This is a genomic window from Curtobacterium sp. MCLR17_054 (assembly GCF_003234335.2).
Taxonomy (GTDB): Bacteria; Actinomycetota; Actinomycetes; order Actinomycetales; family Microbacteriaceae; genus Curtobacterium; species Curtobacterium flaccumfaciens.
Genome location: NZ_CP126263.1, coordinates 1,862,009 through 1,878,353 on the forward strand (window position 1 = coordinate 1,862,009; position 16,345 = coordinate 1,878,353).

The window sequence follows — 16,345 nt, forward strand, 5'->3', positions numbered from 1 at the left end:
GAACAGGAACGCACCATGCCCATCGACGGCATCACCGGCAGCGTGGACCCGACCGCGCAGGCCGCGGCCCTCGCCGCGAACTCCACCGCCCAGAAGTCCCAGACGATGGACTCCGAGGTCTTCATGAAGCTGCTCGTCACGCAGCTGCGCAACCAGGACCCGTCGTCGCCGATGGACACCAACCAGATGATCGGCCAGCAGACGCAGCTCGCGATGATGGAGCAGATCACCAACCAGACCACGACGGGGAACGAGAACTTCTCGCTCCAGATGCGCATCGCCGCAGCGAACCTCGTCGGCAAGCAGGTCAGCTACACCGACGCCGACTCGGGCAAGTCCGTCACCGGGACCGCCTCGGCCGTGTCGTACGCGAACAGCGTGCCCACGGTCACCGTGAACGGGAAGGAGGTCGCTCTCGACGTGATCTCCGGCATCACCACCACCGCTCCGGCGTCCTGACGCCCGCTGTTTCCTTCTCTGTTCTTCCTCGCTCTTCCTCGTACTTCCTCGCTCTTCCTGCCTCTCCGAAAGGACGCACCATGCTCCGCTCGCTCTACTCCGGGATCTCCGGCCTCCGCTCCCACCAGCAGATGCTCGACGTCACCGGCAACAACATCGCCAACGTGAACACCGTCGGCTTCAAGTCGTCGACGACCGTGTTCCAGGACACCCTGTCGCAGATGACCCAGGGTGCCGGCGGACCGCAGACCGGCATCGGCGGCACGAACCCCGCCCAGATCGGCCTCGGCGTGCAGGTCGCCGGCGTCTCCACGAACTTCTCGCAGGGCTCGGCGCAGGCCACCGGCAAGGCCACCGACCTGATGATCTCGGGCGACGGGTTCTTCGTCACCCGCCTGGGCAACGACACCGTCTACACCCGTGCCGGGGCGTTCGACTTCGACGCCAACGGCCGCCTGGTCACCGCCGACGGCAAGATCGTGCAGGGCTACCCGGCCACGAACGGCGTCGTCAACGAGAACGGCCAGCTGTCCGACATTACGCTGCCGCTCGAAGCAGCGGCCCCGGCGGTCCGCACCACCGCCGCCACCGTCGCCGGCAACCTGCCGTCCGAGACCGCCGTCGGCCAGACCATCACCCGCGAGGCCACCGTGTACGACGCCTCGGGTGCCAAGCACACGATGTCGCTCGCCTACACGCGCACCGCCGACGGCTGGGACGTCACCGGGCGCAACGGCCAGGGCACCACGGCGACGACCTCGCTGACCTTCGGCACCGACGGCAAGCTGACCGCCGGCGGCACCCTCGCCGTCGGTGGCATCCGCGTCGACATGGGCGACCTGACCGGGTTCGCCTCGCTCAACACCGCGGCGATCGGCTCGCAGAACGGCCGCGAGGCCGGCGCGCTGCAGGGCTACTCGATCTCGAAGGACGGCACCGTCACCGGCACGTTCTCGAACGGCGCGTCGCTCGCGCTCGGCCGCATCGCGCTCGCCACGTTCGCCAACCCGGCCGGCCTCGAGAAGACCGGGGCGTCGGGCTACCGCGCCACGGCGAACTCGGGCGGGGCGACGGTCGGCGGCCCCGGCTCGGCGGGCGTCGGTTCGCTCGCTGCGGGGACGCTCGAGATGTCGAACGTCGACCTGTCGCAGGAGTTCACGAACCTGATCGTGGCGCAGCGCGGGTTCCAGGCGAACGCCCGCATCATCACCACCTCGGACGAGGTGCTGCAGGAGCTCACGAACCTGAAGCGCTAGGCGCGGGGGCTCGCGGGCGCTGCGCTCGCGTCTCGGGTCGCGGGCGCTTGGTGAGCAGGAACGGTCGGGTGCTGAAGGGGGACTCGACCGTTCCTGCTCACCATCGTTCGTGGTGCAGGGAGTTCGGCGCCCGTTCGTGACGAAACGCTGCGTCGCCACGTCTCATCGGTGCGATGCGCGAGAACCACGACACCGACCACCAGTCCGACCACCGATGCTGCAGCGTCTTCGACCGCTGGCGGTGTGAGCGTCCGGACGGCCATCCGGGTCCCCACGCATCGGGCGCTGGCAGCACCCGCACGAACTGGAACGACGGGTTGACCGGGCGTCGGCTCAGGGAGGTCTGAGCCCGAACGCTGCCCGGGAGCGCGACGCGTCGTCCGGATCGGTGGCGGTCTGGGCGTGGCCCGATGTATGGTCAGCGCATGCTGACCATTGCCTCGCGGCACGACGTGTTGAACCGTCTCGGGCGGGCGCTCTCCGACCCCACGCGTGCGCGCATCCTGCTCCGGTTGCTCGACGGACCCGGCTACCCAGCGCGGCTCGCCCAGGAACTCGAGTTGACGCGGACGAACGTGTCGAACCACCTGGCGTGCCTGCGCGGCTGCGGGATCGTCGTCGCCGTGCCCGAGGGGCGTCGGACTCGCTACGAGATCGCCGACCGCAACCTCACCCGCGCGCTCGAGTCCCTGGTCGACGTGGTGCTGGCGGTGGACGTCACCGACGACGACGGATGCGAGGTCGAGCGGTGACCACGACCGCGGTGTCGCTCGCACCGGCTCGTGTCGGCGTGCTCCGGAGACGGATCAGGTGGATCGTCGCGGCGACCATCGCCTACAACGTGATCGAGGCCGTCGTGGCGATCGCCGCCGGTTCGGTTGCCTCGTCCACCGCGTTGATCGGCTTCGGGCTCGACTCGATCGTCGAGGTCCTGTCGGCAGCGGCCGTCGCGTGGCAGTTCTCCGGGCGTGACCCGGAAGCCCGGGAACGAACGGCACTGCGGGTGATCGCGGTCTCGTTCTTCGGGCTCGCCGTCGTGGTCAGTGTCGATGCCGTCCTGACCTTCACGGGTGTCCGGTCGCCGGAGCACAGTCCGGTCGGCATCCTGCTGGCCGCGGTGAGCCTGGCGGTCATGCCGTTCCTGAGCCTCCTCGAACGGCGGACCGGACGCGAACTCGGTTCGGCGTCCGCGATCGCCGACTCGAAGCAGACGCTGATCTGCAGCTACCTGTCGGCGGCGGTGCTGCTCGGCCTGCTGGCGAACAGCCTGTTCGGCTGGTGGTGGGCGGACCCGCTCGCCGGACTCGTCGTGGTGGTCTTCGCCGTGCGCGAGGGGCTCGAAGCCTGGCGCGGCGACGCGTGCAAGCAGCCGGTGTCGGCGCTGACGGGGGAGCGCGAGCGCGACGGCTGCGACTGCTGCTGAACCGAGTCAGCCAGCGGCCGGTGGTTCAGTCGGCTTCGGACTCGCTGACGTGGCTGACCGCGTCACCGACGATGTGCGCGATGTGCTCGTCGTGCAGCGAGTAGACGGCGTTCCGCCCGATGCGCTCGACCTGCACGATGCCCGCGAGCCGCAGCGTGCGGAGGTGCTGGGACACCAGGGGCTGCGACAGCTCGGTCGCGTCGGCGAGGGAGCCGACGTCGGAAGGCTGGGAGATCAACGCCGACAGGATCCGGAGTCGGGCGGGCGAGGACAGCGCCTTGAAGAGTTCGGCTGCTGCTTCGATCCCGTCTGACATGGACTCATGTAAGCGCACGCGCATACGTGCATGCAACACGACGGCCCCGGCGCGGTGCGTCGGGGCCGTCGTGCAGGTCCGTCGATCGGTGCTGATCACGGGCCTGCGCTGATCAGGAGATCAGTGCTCGTCGTAGTGGTCGCCGTGCTGGGCGTGCTTGTGGCCGTCGTGGACGAAGTCCACGTGGTCCTCGTGCTGCACCGTCTCGTGGCCACAGCCGTCCTGGTGGGTGTGCTCGGCGACGGTGTGCTCTGCGCTGTTCTCGTGCTCGGCCATGGTGACCTCCTGCTGATCGGCGGTTGGGATGCCCTCAGCGTAGATCACATATGCAGACGTAGCAATACATTTATAGATGAGAACGGATGTCAGCCCGGGAATCGCTGGGTTCCCGCGACGGCCGACGTCGGCAGCGTGTCCGCGGCGATCGCGACTCCGGCGGTGAGTGCCGCCGTCCACTCCGCGGTCGGTGCGACGGCGGCGAGGTTCGACTGCAACAACGCCATCAGGGTGTTGTGCACCGTCTCGGCGGACACAGCCCCGCCGGCGTTGACGATGTTGATCGCGCCGGTCGCGTCGGACAGCACCTCGACCGAGACGCCGAGTGCCTCCGCCTCGGCAGCCGAGGCGATGATGCAGTTGTTCGTCATGAAGCCGACCAGGGTGACCGTGTCGATCGACCGCTCCTGCAGCCAGGCGAGCAGGTCCGTGTGGGCGAAGACGGAGCTGAACTGCTTCGTGACCTGATGCCACTCGGGTGTCCGTCGCCGCTCGATCTCGGGGTGCAGGGCGAACGCCTCCGTCGTCGGGTTGAACACCGGTGCAGCGTCACCGGCGGTGTGCTGGACGACGACGATCGGCGTGCCGGCAGCGGTCGCGGCGTCGATCGCGGTCGTGATCTGCGCGAGTGCGTCGCGGACGGGCGGGAACCGGACCTCGAGTGGACCGCTGAAGTACTCCAGCTGGATGTCGACGAGGACGAGGGCGCGCTGGGGATCGGACACGGGAGCTCCTTGGGTCGGTAGGCGTACTCGACGATCCTCGTCCGCCGACACCCTCGGTGCGATTGGCACGCGTGCGTCGGTACGATGGATCCAGGCCAAACCGGAGGAGTCCCGCGTGCGGATCGCCATCTACGCCTTCGACGGCATCACGATGTTCCACCTGTCGGTCCCGCAGATGGTGTTCGACGAGGTCACCCGGCTCGGGCTCGCCGACTGGGAGACCGTCGTGTTCTCCGACCGGCCCGGTTCGGTCCGGACCGCTGAGGGACTGACGCTCGGTCCCGTGCAGGGGCTCGACGCCGCGGCGGAGGCCGACCTGGTCGTGGTGCCGTCCTGGACCGACGACGGCACCCGACTGCCGGCACCGACGGAGCGGGCGGTCGTCGACGCGCACGCGCGGGGTTCGGGCGTGGTCGGTCTGTGCCTCGGGTCGATCGCGGTCGCCGGTGCCGGGCTCCTCGCGGGACGCAGCGCCGTCACGCACTGGCGCGAGGTCGACCGGCTCGCCGCCGCGCACCCCGACGTCACCGTGGACGCCGACGTGCTCTACGTCGACCACGGTGACGTGCTGACCTCGGCCGGCACGGCGTCCGGGCTGGACGCGTGCCTGCACGTCGTGCGGACGCGGCTGGGCGCCGAGGCGGCGAACCGGGTCGCGCGCAGCCTGGTCGTCGCGCCGCACCGCGAAGGCGGGCAGGCCCAGTACATCGAGCGGCCGGTCGTGCAGCGTCGGGGCGACGACCCGGTGGCGACGGCATCGGCCTGGGCGGTGGAGCACCTGGACGAGGAACTCGGCGTCGACCGACTCGCTGCGGCGGCCCACATGAGCCGCCGCAGCTTCGTCCGGGCCTTCAAGGCGTCGACCGGCACCACCCCGGCGGCCTGGGTACGGAGTCGCCGTCTGGACGAGGCCCGTCGGCTGCTCGAGACCACCGACCTGCCCGTCGACCGGATCGCCGCAGCGTGCGGGTTCGGCAACCCGGTCACGCTGCGGCAGAACTTCGCCGTGGCGTTCGGCAGCACACCCTCGAGCTACCGCCGACGGTTCGACGCGAGGCCTTGACCGGCCGATCCGCGGTCTCAGCGCGGCGCCGTGGGCGAAACCGGGGCGGCCGTCGACGGCCAGTGTGTCGGTCGATCGACACCACGGGGCAGCGCCGTGGTGCCGTCTCCGCGCGCCGCGTTCACCTGCGCCTGTGTGAGGAACACCGCTGTGGACAGGTCGGCTCCGTCGACCCGCGCATCCCGGAGGTCCGCGCCGAGAAGGTCGACACCGGACAGGTCGACACCGCGCAGGTCTGCCGCGATCATCGCGGCTCCCCGCAGGTCGGCCCCGCGCAGCGACCTTGCGCGGAGGTCGCGACCGGCGAGGTCCGCCCCCGGTCGCAACAGGCCGTCCGGAGCGTCGTCCGCCCCGGCGTTGTACCGGCCTCGGACCTCGGCGCTCACCTCGATCAGGACGTCGCGCACTCGAGCGTGCAGCGGCTCGACGTCGAGCGCGAGGAGCGTCGGCCGACCGGCGTCGAGGCTTCGCCGGATCTCCTGCGCGAGCAGGGCAGCGTCGTCTGCTGAGTCCGGGGTCACCGCACGGTCCTGTGCCTCGGCGAGGTGCCAGAGCATCTCGTGCAACCTGCGGACGATCGGGAACACCCGGAACATCTCCGCGCGGGAGTCAGGGTGGTCATGCCAACTGACCCCGTCGTAGAGGGTCTGGGACACGTACTGGCCAGCACCGGAGCAGTCGAAGACGGTGCAGCCCCGGAACCCTCGCGGCCGCAGCGCCTCGTGGATGGAGCAGGAGAAGTCGTCAGCGAGGTTGCCGCAAGGGGTGCCGGCGGGTTTGTCGATCGGGAAGTCGGCGGAGCGCTGGAACCCGAAGGCGGTGCAGCAGAGCGCGAAGCAGTTGCCGCAGTCCGCGCGCAGGGCGGACCGGTCGGTGGTCGTCATGGAGTGGTCTTCCTCTGGTGGTCTGGATGGTGTGCCGCGGGCGGGGGAACTCCGGGTGGAGTTCCCCGTCCGGGCGCACGAGACCACCCCCGCGCGTCGGCGGGGCGAGCCGGTGGTGCTGGGTGACCGGTGGGTCACCGAGAGAGACGGAGGATCACTGCGGCCAGGCTAGCGTTCCCGCTGCGACGGGAGCCGGAAACGGGCATACCTGATTGGAACGACAGACCGGGTACGCCCGTTTCGACCAGGTGTGCCCGGAGTCGCCCTACGACGACGTGGGCGGTGACGCCACCGATTCGATGCCGTCCAGCCGCGCCTCTTCCGCGTCGTACCCGGCACGCACCTGACGCAGCACCAGGTCGTCGATCTCGTCGGCGTCCCGCAGGCGCAACAGGGTGTTCGCCTTGTGCTGGACGAGTGCGAGCTCGAGGGCGACCGCGTTGTCGTGCCGCTGCAGCGCGGGGTGGTCGTCGTCGTCCCCTTCGCGGGCCTCGATCACGTCGAGGTGCGCCTCGTACTCCTTCCGCAGGCGATCGACGGTGGCACGATCGGCTCCGGTCGACCGTGCGAGGCGGGGGAGCGCATCGAGTGCCTCCTCGATCGCGGTGCGTTCGGCGTAGCGACGTTCCTCGCTGACGGACTCGTCCTCGGGCAGCGCGGCGCGACGCAGGACGGCCGGCAGCACGAGGGCCTGGCCGACGATCGTGACGATGACCACGCCGGCGGTGACGAAGACGATGAGGTCCCGCTCGGGGAAGTCACCGCCGGACTCGAGGGTGCGCGGCACGGCGACGGCCATGGCGAGCGACACGGCGCCCCGGAACCCGGCGAACCCGCTGACGAGCCGGTCGCGGTGGCCATCGCGGGGTTCTCCGCCGGTGCGTCGGGTGACGAGCCAGATGGTCCCGCCCGCGGCGTTCAGGAACGCGAACCGCACGATGACGAGCAGCACCGCGACCGCGAAGACGATGCCGGTCCCGCGCAGCAGGTCGGCGGGGTCGAGTGCACGTGCGGCGACCATCGCCTCGATGCCGACCAGGACGAACAGCGCGCCGTTGAGCAGGAAGGTCAGGAACGACCAGAACGCGCGCACCTGCTGGCGGGTCTCGGCTCGGTCGAGCTTGGGACCGACCTGGCTGACGACGATGCCGGCCGCCACGACGGCGAGCACGCCGGAAGCGCCGATGGCCTCGGCGGCCAGGAAGGCTGCGAAGGGCACGAGCAGGGTGACGAGGTTCTCGAGCACGACGGTGTCGACGCGCCGCAGCACCATCGTCCCGATCCACGCGGCCGCGAGCCCGGCGGCGACCCCGCCGATGTAGGACACGACGAGCATGCCGGACACGCCCCAGAACGTGAGCTCCTGCGTGCCGACGGTGACGGCCACCGCGATGCCGTAGACGACGAGGGTGGTGCCGTCGTTCACCAGGCTCTCGGCGCGGAGCACCGTGACGTTCCGCCGCGGCAGCATCTTCGTGAGCACGCCGACCGCGGTCGCGTCGGTCGGGGCGACCGCGGCGCCGAGCACCCAGGCCGGTCCCCACGGCATCCCGAGCAGGTGCAGCAGGACGGCGACGGCACCGGCGGTCACCACGACGAGCAGGGTGCCCATCAGGACGATGCCGCGCAGGTTCTTCCGGATCTCGCGGAGCGACGTCGTCAGGCTCTCCCAGTAGAGCAGCGCCGGCAGGAACAGCAGCAGCACGGCCTCGGCGGGGAGCTCGACGTCCGCGAACTCCGGCACGAGCCCGAGCAGCGCGCCGAAGACCAGGAGCAGCACGGGTGGTGCGATCCGGATCCGGTCGGCCACGGCCGCCGTCAGTGCGATGGCGAGGCCGAGCACGACCACCAGTTCCGGTCCCAGCACGTGCACTCCGATCGTCGTCCGACCCGCCAGTCAACGCCGATCCACGGTGGATCCTTCCAGAACAGCCGGACGACGCGCCGCACACAGCCGGACGACGCGCCGCGCACAGCCGAACGACGCGCCGCACCACAGCGCACGACGCGTCACGAGCCGCCGCTCACACCGCCCGCGGCCGCCGCACCACCCGCCGCCACCACGCGCGCCACGGCAGGGAACTCACCAGCGCCGACCCGATCACGACGGTCCCGAACCACCCCACGACGACGCCCGGGATCGGCACGAGCAGACTCGCCCACAGCAGCACCGACAGCACGCCGAGGACGTACGCCGCCCCGGCCTTCAGGTACCGCAGCCGCTTCAGCCCCGCAGCCTGGTCCACCCGCGAGGTCAGGCGGGCGAGGAAGACGGCGCCCACACCGATCGCCCCGATGGCGACGGCGGCCTGCTCGAGGGCCCCGAGCCCGTCCGATCCGAGCGGCCCGGACCCCGACAGGCTGTACACGCCGTCGAGGATCTCGAACAGCATGAACACGACGAGCCCCCGCTCGAAGACGACGGTCGACGCGTAGAGGTGGATGCGCCAGGCACCGCGGCCGACCCCGATCGACGCCGTGTCCGACGCGCCGCCGACGGGGCCGCTGCGCAGCGCCCACGACGCGGTCCGCTTCGACACGAGGTACGCGGCGATGCCGGCCACCCCGCCGAGCGCGACCGGCAGCAGCGCACCGGCGGCCCACCCGGAACGCGACCCGACGAGCACGGAGGTCACCACGACCCCCGTCGCAGCGGTGACCAGCGACCAGACGCGCGGTCGCGCGACGGAGGCGAGCCGCGCCTCCAGGCTGCCCAGCCACGACCTGCGGGACGCGCGGTCGGTGTTGAACAGGTACTCGGCGAAGACCTGCCAGATGAACGCGGCGCCGAAGGCGGCGAGGGCCGGACGCACCTCGGCCAGGTGCGCGGAGAACGAGCCGGGCGCGAAGACGGCTTCCTCCACCGAGCTGGCCGGGTCGGTCGCGTCACCGACCGCGACGGCGGCCGGTGGCAGGAGCAGGCGCATCGCGAGTACGCCCGCGACGATCCCGAGCGACAGGAACAGCCGTCGGGCGGGGGAGTGCAGCCGGCCGGCGATGCCGGCCATCGGCACGGACGAGTCCGCGGCCATCGCGATCTCGAGGAACGCGAGGGCGACGAAGGCGAGCGCTGCGGCGGGGCCGAGCACCAGCCAGGCCGCCGCGGCGGCCGCGACGGTGATGAGCAGGGGGACGGTCAGGAGTGATCTCGTGGCCATCTGCCCATCCAGCACGGTCGGGCTGGGCGGCGCATGGAGCGCTCCTGGGCATCGGCCTGGAGGCCCGTGGGGACCCCGTCAGACGGGTGACGGCCCGTCCCCACTTGCGGGGACGGGCCGTCAGGTCGCGCGGGCGGGTGGTCGCGTCAGTCGTGGAACGTCTCGATGGACGCGCCGAGCGAGTTGAGGCGCTCCTGCAGCTGCTCGTAGCCACGGGCGATGATGCCGACGTTGCGCAGGACGCTCTCGCCCTTCGCCGCGAGCATCGCCAGCAGGATCACCACGGCGGGCCGCAGCGCCGGCGGGCAGCTGATCTCAGCGCCCGAGAAGTGCGTCGGACCGGTCACGTCGAGGCGGTGCGGGTCACGCAGGGTGACGCTCGCGCCCAGGCGGGTGAGGTCGAGCAGGTGGATCGCCCGGCCCTCGTAGACCCAGTCGTGCACGAGCGTGGTGCCCTCGGCCATGGCCGCGATGACGACGAAGAACGGCAGGTTGTCGATGTTCAGGCCGGGGAACGGCATCGCGTGGATCTTGTCGATCGGCGCGTGCAGCTCGGACGGGTACACCGTGATGTCGACGAGGCGGGTGCGGCCGTTGGCGGCGGCGTACTCCTCGGTGACGTCGAAGCGCAGGCCCATCTCGGCCAGGGTCGCGAGCTCGATCTCGAGGAACTCGATCGGTGCACGGGTCACGGTGAGGGTCGACGCGGTGACGATGCCCGCGGTCAGCAGGCTCATCGCCTCGACCGGGTCCTCGCTCGGCCAGTAGTCCACGACCTCGTCGATCTTGCTCTTGCCGGTGATGCGGAGCGTGGTGGTGCCGATGCCCTCGATCTGCACCCCGAGCAGCTCGAGGAAGAAGCAGAGGTCCTGCACCATGTAGTTGGGGCTGGCGTTCCGGATGACGGTCTCGCCGTCGCGGGCCGCGGCGGCCAGGATCGCGTTCTCGGTCACGGTGTCGCCGCGCTCGGTGAGCACGACCGACTTGGTGGGGACGGCCTGGTTCGCGACGTCGACCTCGTACCAACCGGAGGTCGCCTCGACGTCCACGCCGAACGGACGGAGCGCGATGAGGTGCGGCTCGACCGTGCGGGTGCCGAGGTCGCAGCCGCCGGCGTAGGGCAGGCGGAAGGACTCGTACCGGCCGCTGAGCGGGCCGAGGAACATGAGCACGCTGCGGGTGCGGCGGGCGGCGTCGGCGTCGATCGCGTCGAGGTGCAGGTCGTCGGGGGCGACGATCTCGAGGGTCTCGCCGTCCTCCGACCAGGTGACGCTCGCGCCGAGGCTGCGGAGCACGTCGATGATGCGGTCGACCTCGACGATCCGGGCGACCTTGTGCAGCCGGGTCACGCCGCGGTTGAGCAGCGAGGCGCAGAGCAGTGCCACGGCGGCGTTCTTGCTCGAGTTCACCGCGATGGAGCCGCTGAGCTTCCGGCCGCCCTGCACGCGCAGGTGGGCGCGCTGCGGGGCGCCGCCGATCGAGACGATCTGCTGGTCGAGGGCGTCGCTGATGCGGGTGAGCATCTCGAGGGACAGGTTCTGCCCGCCCTGCTCGATGCGGTTGATGGCGCTCTGGCTGGTGCCGACGCGTTCGGCGAGCTGGGCCTGCGTCATGCTGCGGCCCTTGCGGGCGCCCCGGATCAGGGCGCCGACCTCACGGAGGGGTGCTGCGGTCGCCGGAGATGCCGGCGAGACGACGGTGGTGGTGTCGGTCATGCGCGCCACGCTAACACGCTCATGAGATAAACCAGTGGAAGATCGACACCCGTTGCGCGTCCCGAGGTCTCGAATACGTCACAGTTGGGAATTTCGGGGGACGAACGCTCAGGCATCGGTCAGGCGGCCGTCGACGACGGTGACCAGGCGGTCGAGCGCCTCGCGGTGGACGAGATCGTGCGTGACGAGCATCGTCGCCGTGCCCTGCTCGTGCGTGAGGCGCGCGATCAGCGCCATGATCTCGGCGCCTCGCTCCTGGTCGAGCGCGCTGGTGGGTTCGTCGACGAGCAGGACGGACGGGGTGTTCACCAGGGCTCGGGCGATGGCGACCCGTTGCCGCTGGCCGCCGGAGAGCTGCGCGGGTCGCTTGCCGCGGTGCTCGGCGAGACCGACCGCTGCCAGCAGCGCATCGGCACGGGTGCGCACCGCGGTCCGGTCACGGTGGCCGCCGCCGAGCTCCGCCATGACGAGCAGCTGCTCCCGAGCGGTGAGCGACTCGATGAGGTTCGACTGCTGGAACACGATGCCGACCTGGTCGCGGCGGAGCGTCGTCGCCTCGTTCCGGCTCAGGGTCGCCGCGTCGACGTCGTTGATCCACACGTGCCCGGAGTCCGGGCGGATCAGGGTCGCCGCGACCGCGAGCAGTGAGGACTTCCCGGAGCCGGAGGGCCCGGTGATGCCCGTGACGACCCCGCTCGGAGCGGTCAGGGACACGCGATCCACCGCCGTGATGCGGGAGTCGCCGTCGGGGAAGGTGAGGGTGACGTCGTCGAGGGTGATCATCGGTTGCTCCCGAGTGCGGTGAGGGGGTCGGCCCTGGTGACGGTGCGGAGTGCGACGGCGGCACCGGCGAGGCCGAGGACGACCATCACGGCGGCCGGCAGCAGGGTGGTGAGCGGACTGAGCAGGAACGGCAGGACACCGTTCGCGAGCGTCCCCAGGACCGACACGAGACCGATCCCGACCCCGACGCCCGCGGCCAGGACGACGAGTGCCTGGCCGAGGGCATCGCCCACGAGCGACGCGTCGGAGGCGCCGAGGGCCTTCAGGACGGCGATGTCGTCGGCACGCTGCAGCGTCCACACGGTGAAGAACGCCCCGACGACGAGCGCGGAGACTCCGAAGAGCATCACGATCATGAGTCCGAGGGACCCGACCTCCGACTTGAACGTCTCGAGCGCGGTGAGGCTGGCGAGCGGCGACACGGCGACGGTGCGCGTGCGGTCCGCCGTGCTGCCCCAGTCCGGCGTTCCGGAGACGGCGAGCACGGTCGCTTCGCCGTCCCCGCCGAGGCGCCGGTCGGTCGACGCCCACGCCGTCGGGGAGAGCGCGACGACGGGGGTGTGGCTGTACCAGGCGTCTCCGCCGACGGTGGCGACCCGGTAGGTCGTCCCGGTGATCGTGACGGCGTCCCCGACGGCGACGTCGAGGTCCTTCGCTGCGCCGGCGGACAGGCCCACCGTGTCGTCGGACCTCGGAGCAAGGTCGGTCACCGTCGACGTGGGGGCTCCCCGTGGGACGCCGAACAGGGCGACGGCGACCGCTGGTGCGGCTTCGGCGTGCACGGCGGCGCGCCCCTGTGCGATCCCGATCGGCGTGACGTGCTCGACGCCGGAGGACTCCCGCCACGCGGACACCGTCGCGGCGTCGATCGTCGACTGCGAGAACGATGGTTGCCCGGTCGAGGGCTCCTGCAGGACGAGCCGGTTCCCGGGGAGGCCGAGGACCGCGGACACGTTCTGCGCGGCGAGGCCGCCGGTCAGGCCGGCGAGGAAGCCGACCAGGAGGGTGATCAACGACACCACGGACCCGATGAGCACGAACCTGCCACGGGCGGATCGGAGGTCGCGCCAAGCGACGAACACGATGGTTCCTTCCCGACGGCGGGGACGCTCCCTGCCGTCCAGACGAGCCTCGCCGTCGCGGGTCCCGGTGCCATCGCCGGGAGGTTGACTGCTGTCGTCCGACTTCTGGTTGATGTCCGGTAGGTCGTGGCCGCCGTACGCTGCAACGGACATGGCACACAGCACCCTCACGCCCGTGTTCGTCGGGCTCCGCACCGGACTGCACGTGCTGTTCGCCGCGCTCGTGGCACTCGTCGTCGTCCGGGTCCTCGTCGTCCGTGACCCGACCATGTGGGCGGCGATCGCCCTGGTGGTCGGGTTCGCCGTCCTGTACCTGCTCGGCGCCGGTGTCGCCGCCGCGCCGGAGGCACGCCGAGCCGTGGTGGGAGCGGCCTGGATCACCGCCTTGACCGCCGTGTGGGTGGCGTTGCTCGTCCTGGTGCCGGAAGCGGCGTACCTGGTGTTCCCGTTGTTCTTCCTCTACCTGCACGTCCTGCCCCGGATCGTCGGGCCGGCCGCCGTGGTCGCAGCGACCCTGATCGCGGTCGTCGCCCTGGGCCTGCACGGCGGCTTCACCGTGGGCGGGGTGATCGGGCCCCTCGTCGGTGCCGGGGTCGCGTTGCTCATCGGCCTCGGCTACCGGGCGCTCGCCCGCGAGTCCGTCGAGCGGGAGGCACTCCTGGCGGAACTCCTCGCCACCCGCGACCGACTCGCCGCGACCGAACGGCAGCAGGGCGTCCTCACCGAACGCGCCCGCCTGGCGCGCGAGATCCACGACACCGTCGCGCAGGACCTCTCGAGCATCCAGATGCTCCTCCACGCCGCCGAAGCAGCCGACGGCGGCCGGCCGGGCATCGAGCACATCCGCCTCGCACGCGCCACAGCGGCCGACGGCCTCGCCGATACCCGGCGGTTCATCCGGGAACTCGCACCGCCGTCCCTCGACGCCGGCCTCCCCGCGGCACTGCGCCGCCTCAGCGACCAGTGGCACCGCGAGGGGCTCGGCATCACCGTGACGGCCGCACCCGAAGCGTCGGAGTTGACGATGGACGTGCAGACCGCTCTGCTGCGCATCGCCCAAGGGGCCCTCGCGAACGTCGCCCAGCACGCCGGCGCCACGACCGTCGACATCACCCTCGACGTCACCTCGACGCACGCGTCCCTGCGGGTGCAGGACGACGGCTCCGGCTTCGACCCCGACCGTGTCGGCACCCGCTCCGGCACGTCCGACGCGTTCGGGCTCCGCGCGATGGGTGAACGTGTCGACCAGCTGGGTGGCCGTCTCACCATCGACAGCGCACCCGGGGACGGCACGACCATCACCGCGACCGTGGAGGTCGGTCGCCCGTGATCCGACTCGTCATCGCGGATGACCACCCCGTCGTCCGCGCCGGCCTGCGCGCACTCCTCGACGGGGCGGTCGACATCGACGTCGTCGGGGAGGCCGCGACACCCGACGAAGCCGCCGCGCTCGTGGCGTCCCTGGACCCCGACCTCGTGCTGATGGACCTGCAGTTCGGGCAGGACCGCACCGGTGCCGACGCCACCCGGCAGATCCGGTCGACCGACGCCGCGCCGTACGTCCTCGTCCTCACCAACTACGACAGCGACGGCGACATCCTGGGCGCTGTCGAAGCGGGGGCCAGCGGGTACCTGCTCAAGGACACGCCGCCCGACGAACTGCTCGCCGCGGTCCGTGCCGCAGCCGCCGGTGAGAGCGCCCTCGCGCCGGCGGTCGCGAGCCGCCTGATGGCGCGGATGCGTGCGCCACGGGTCAGCCTGTCCGCTCGTGAGATCGAGGTCCTCCGGCTCGTCGCCGAGGGCGCCTCGAACGTCGACGTGGCGGCACGCCTGCACATCACCGACGCCACCGTGAAGTCACACCTGGTCCACGTGTTCTCCAAGCTCGGCGTCGGATCCCGGACCGCCGCGGTGTCCGAGGCCCGGGCGCTCGGCGTCCTGCGCTGACGGAGCTGATGAGAGACCCTCGGTGCAGGCGAGGAATGTGCACGATCGCGCCCTGCTCTTCGAGAGCTGCCCGGAGTGGCTGCATGTGCTGCCGCTGGTGGTAGAAGCCGTGAACGAGGATCACTTCGGGGGCCGTCACGGCACTCAGCGAATCACCCTTAGCTCCGCTGTCCCGGTAGGCGATCGGCTGATGAGACCCCGTCTTGCCGACTGGTTGCAGTCGTCATAGACAACTCGTCGCGGTGGCAGGTTCTGCCTCCCGGGCGGTGGTCAGCTGGTGGGGACGACATCCCAGTGCTCTCGGATGAGGCCACCGTCGACGCGGAACAGGTCGGCAGCGAGGAGCGGGTCGCCGGGCTTCGCCCCGACCGCGCGGGAGAAGGTCCAGACGATGTCACCGTCGGAGAGCGAGATGACGGACTGCTGCGCCGGGAACTGGGCGCCGCTCCCGAACAGTTGCTTGAGGGCTGCTGTCCCGTTCGGAGCGACGGTGTTGTGCTGCAAGTACGCGGGGTCGAAGGCGCGGTCGAGGACGGACGCATCGTGGTCTCGGAAGAGTGTGTTGTACGCCGACACCGCGAGGACGCGGTTGCGTTCTTCCTGACGTTCCGACGGCGCGGTGGTCGGACGTGCCGGCCGGTACAGGTCGCTGAACATGGTGTTCGTGTTCCCGCTTGCGGGGGTGCCCGTCGGGATGGGCTGCTCGAGCGACCAGTGCTCGACGATCCGTCCGTGCTGGAGGCGGAACAGGTCGACGGCGGCATCACCGCGTCGTTCGTTGCGCGGGTCTGGTGCGATCTGCCAGTGCACGGCGACGAGGTTGCCGTCTGCTGCGGTGCGCTTGATCACTGCTCGAGCACCAGGGATGCGGGTACGGTCCGCCGAGAACTGGGCAAGGACACCCTTCGGTCCGGCAGTGGTTGCTGCGCCGTGCGTGACTGCGCTCGGGGACACGAACCGTGCCGCGACCTGCCGGGAGGATCTGCTGTCAGGATCGGTGAAGGTCCGGGTGATGAGCGTCCGGACGATGCAGGCGTTGCGGTGTTCCGTGTTGGTGTTCTGCCGGTTCCCGGCGACCGTCACGGTCGGCTTCGGTTGGGTTGCGGGAGCGGCCGCTGCCGGCGTGGACACGACGAGACCGGTGAGGAGGGCGGCTCCGGCGACGGCCGCCGCGCCGCGGGCGATGCGGCTGCTTCGTGTGCGCGTGATCAGGTCGTTGGTCATGGTTGTGCTCCTGCTCGTGTGTGGTTGACGGGAC

Annotated in this window: 17 protein-coding genes; 7 read left to right on the forward strand and 10 right to left on the reverse strand. The window is 71.0% G+C overall.

Annotation, left to right across the window (positions count from 1 at the left end; all coding sequences use genetic code 11):
- The first annotated feature begins 15 nt into the window (after nt 1–15).
- The 4 genes from DEJ08_RS08905 to DEJ08_RS08920 all read left to right on the forward strand — a co-directional run bounded on the left by DEJ08_RS08905 (nt 16) and on the right by DEJ08_RS08920 (nt 3,138).
- Nucleotides 16–459, forward strand: a complete 444-nt coding sequence (locus DEJ08_RS08905; protein ID WP_071403921.1) for a flagellar hook assembly protein FlgD — start codon at nt 16–18, stop codon at nt 457–459.
- An 80-nt stretch (nt 460–539) separates the two neighbouring features.
- Nucleotides 540–1,715 (forward strand): flagellar hook protein FlgE, encoded by a 1,176-nt coding sequence (locus tag DEJ08_RS08910; protein WP_110863826.1) that lies wholly within the window; start codon nt 540–542, stop codon nt 1,713–1,715.
- A 425-nt stretch (nt 1,716–2,140) separates the two neighbouring features.
- Nucleotides 2,141–2,467 (forward strand): Cd(II)/Pb(II)-sensing metalloregulatory transcriptional regulator CmtR, encoded by a 327-nt coding sequence (gene cmtR / locus DEJ08_RS08915; protein ID WP_111054159.1) that lies wholly within the window; start codon nt 2,141–2,143, stop codon nt 2,465–2,467.
- Nucleotides 2,449–3,138: a cation diffusion facilitator family transporter gene (locus DEJ08_RS08920; RefSeq protein WP_111054160.1), complete on the forward strand. Its 690-nt coding sequence runs from the start codon at nt 2,449–2,451 to the stop codon at nt 3,136–3,138. The genes cmtR and DEJ08_RS08920 overlap by 19 nt, the downstream gene beginning before the upstream one ends.
- A gap of 25 nt (nt 3,139–3,163) precedes the next feature.
- Here the strand turns inward: DEJ08_RS08920 and DEJ08_RS08925 are convergent, their stop codons facing one another.
- The 3 genes from DEJ08_RS08925 to DEJ08_RS08935 form a co-directional block, all read right to left on the reverse strand.
- The gene (locus tag DEJ08_RS08925; protein ID WP_111054161.1) at nt 3,164–3,454 is read right to left on the reverse strand and encodes an ArsR/SmtB family transcription factor; all 291 of its coding nucleotides are present in this window, start codon (nt 3,452–3,454) and stop codon (nt 3,164–3,166) included.
- Between the two features lie 120 nt (nt 3,455–3,574).
- Complete coding sequence (locus tag DEJ08_RS08930) at nt 3,575–3,730, reverse strand: hypothetical protein (protein ID WP_017887460.1); 156 nt, start codon at nt 3,728–3,730, stop codon at nt 3,575–3,577.
- A gap of 89 nt (nt 3,731–3,819) precedes the next feature.
- Nucleotides 3,820–4,455, reverse strand: a complete 636-nt coding sequence (locus DEJ08_RS08935; protein ID WP_111054162.1) for an isochorismatase family protein — start codon at nt 4,453–4,455, stop codon at nt 3,820–3,822.
- A gap of 115 nt (nt 4,456–4,570) precedes the next feature.
- Here DEJ08_RS08935 and DEJ08_RS08940 point away from each other — a divergent pair, with 115 nt between their 5' ends.
- The gene (locus tag DEJ08_RS08940) at nt 4,571–5,518 is read left to right on the forward strand and encodes a GlxA family transcriptional regulator (protein ID WP_111054163.1); all 948 of its coding nucleotides are present in this window, start codon (nt 4,571–4,573) and stop codon (nt 5,516–5,518) included.
- Nucleotides 5,519–5,535: 17 nt separating this feature from the next.
- Here the strand turns inward: DEJ08_RS08940 and DEJ08_RS08945 are convergent, their stop codons facing one another.
- The 6 genes from DEJ08_RS08945 to DEJ08_RS08970 form a co-directional block, all read right to left on the reverse strand.
- Complete coding sequence (locus DEJ08_RS08945) at nt 5,536–6,402, reverse strand: pentapeptide repeat-containing protein (protein WP_111054164.1); 867 nt, start codon at nt 6,400–6,402, stop codon at nt 5,536–5,538.
- 265 nt (nt 6,403–6,667) lie between these two features.
- Nucleotides 6,668–8,269 carry a Na+/H+ antiporter gene (locus tag DEJ08_RS08950; protein ID WP_111054247.1) on the reverse strand — a complete coding sequence of 534 codons (1,602 nt, stop codon included), beginning with the start codon at nt 8,267–8,269 and terminating at the stop codon, nt 6,668–6,670.
- Between the two features lie 157 nt (nt 8,270–8,426).
- A complete protein-coding gene (locus DEJ08_RS08955; RefSeq protein WP_027465527.1) occupies nt 8,427–9,560 on the reverse strand; it encodes a DUF475 domain-containing protein in 1,134 nt (377 codons plus the stop codon).
- A gap of 146 nt (nt 9,561–9,706) precedes the next feature.
- Complete coding sequence (locus tag DEJ08_RS08960) at nt 9,707–11,275, reverse strand: helix-turn-helix domain-containing protein (RefSeq protein ID WP_171907747.1); 1,569 nt, start codon at nt 11,273–11,275, stop codon at nt 9,707–9,709.
- Nucleotides 11,276–11,383: 108 nt separating this feature from the next.
- The gene (locus DEJ08_RS08965) at nt 11,384–12,058 is read right to left on the reverse strand and encodes an ABC transporter ATP-binding protein (RefSeq protein WP_111054165.1); all 675 of its coding nucleotides are present in this window, start codon (nt 12,056–12,058) and stop codon (nt 11,384–11,386) included.
- Complete coding sequence (locus DEJ08_RS08970) at nt 12,055–13,140, reverse strand: ABC transporter permease (protein WP_111054166.1); 1,086 nt, start codon at nt 13,138–13,140, stop codon at nt 12,055–12,057. The genes DEJ08_RS08965 and DEJ08_RS08970 overlap by 4 nt, the downstream gene beginning before the upstream one ends.
- A gap of 151 nt (nt 13,141–13,291) precedes the next feature.
- On the opposite strand from DEJ08_RS08970, the gene DEJ08_RS08975 reads away from it, so the two are divergent.
- Nucleotides 13,292–14,470, forward strand: coding sequence for a sensor histidine kinase (locus DEJ08_RS08975; RefSeq protein WP_111054167.1), 1,179 nt, complete (start codon nt 13,292–13,294; stop codon nt 14,468–14,470).
- Nucleotides 14,467–15,087, forward strand: a complete 621-nt coding sequence (locus tag DEJ08_RS08980) for a response regulator (RefSeq protein WP_111030030.1) — start codon at nt 14,467–14,469, stop codon at nt 15,085–15,087. The genes DEJ08_RS08975 and DEJ08_RS08980 overlap by 4 nt, the downstream gene beginning before the upstream one ends.
- A gap of 270 nt (nt 15,088–15,357) precedes the next feature.
- Here the strand turns inward: DEJ08_RS08980 and DEJ08_RS08985 are convergent, their stop codons facing one another.
- Nucleotides 15,358–16,311, reverse strand: coding sequence for a nuclear transport factor 2 family protein (locus tag DEJ08_RS08985; RefSeq protein ID WP_111030031.1), 954 nt, complete (start codon nt 16,309–16,311; stop codon nt 15,358–15,360).
- Between the last annotated feature and the right edge of the window lie 34 nt (nt 16,312–16,345).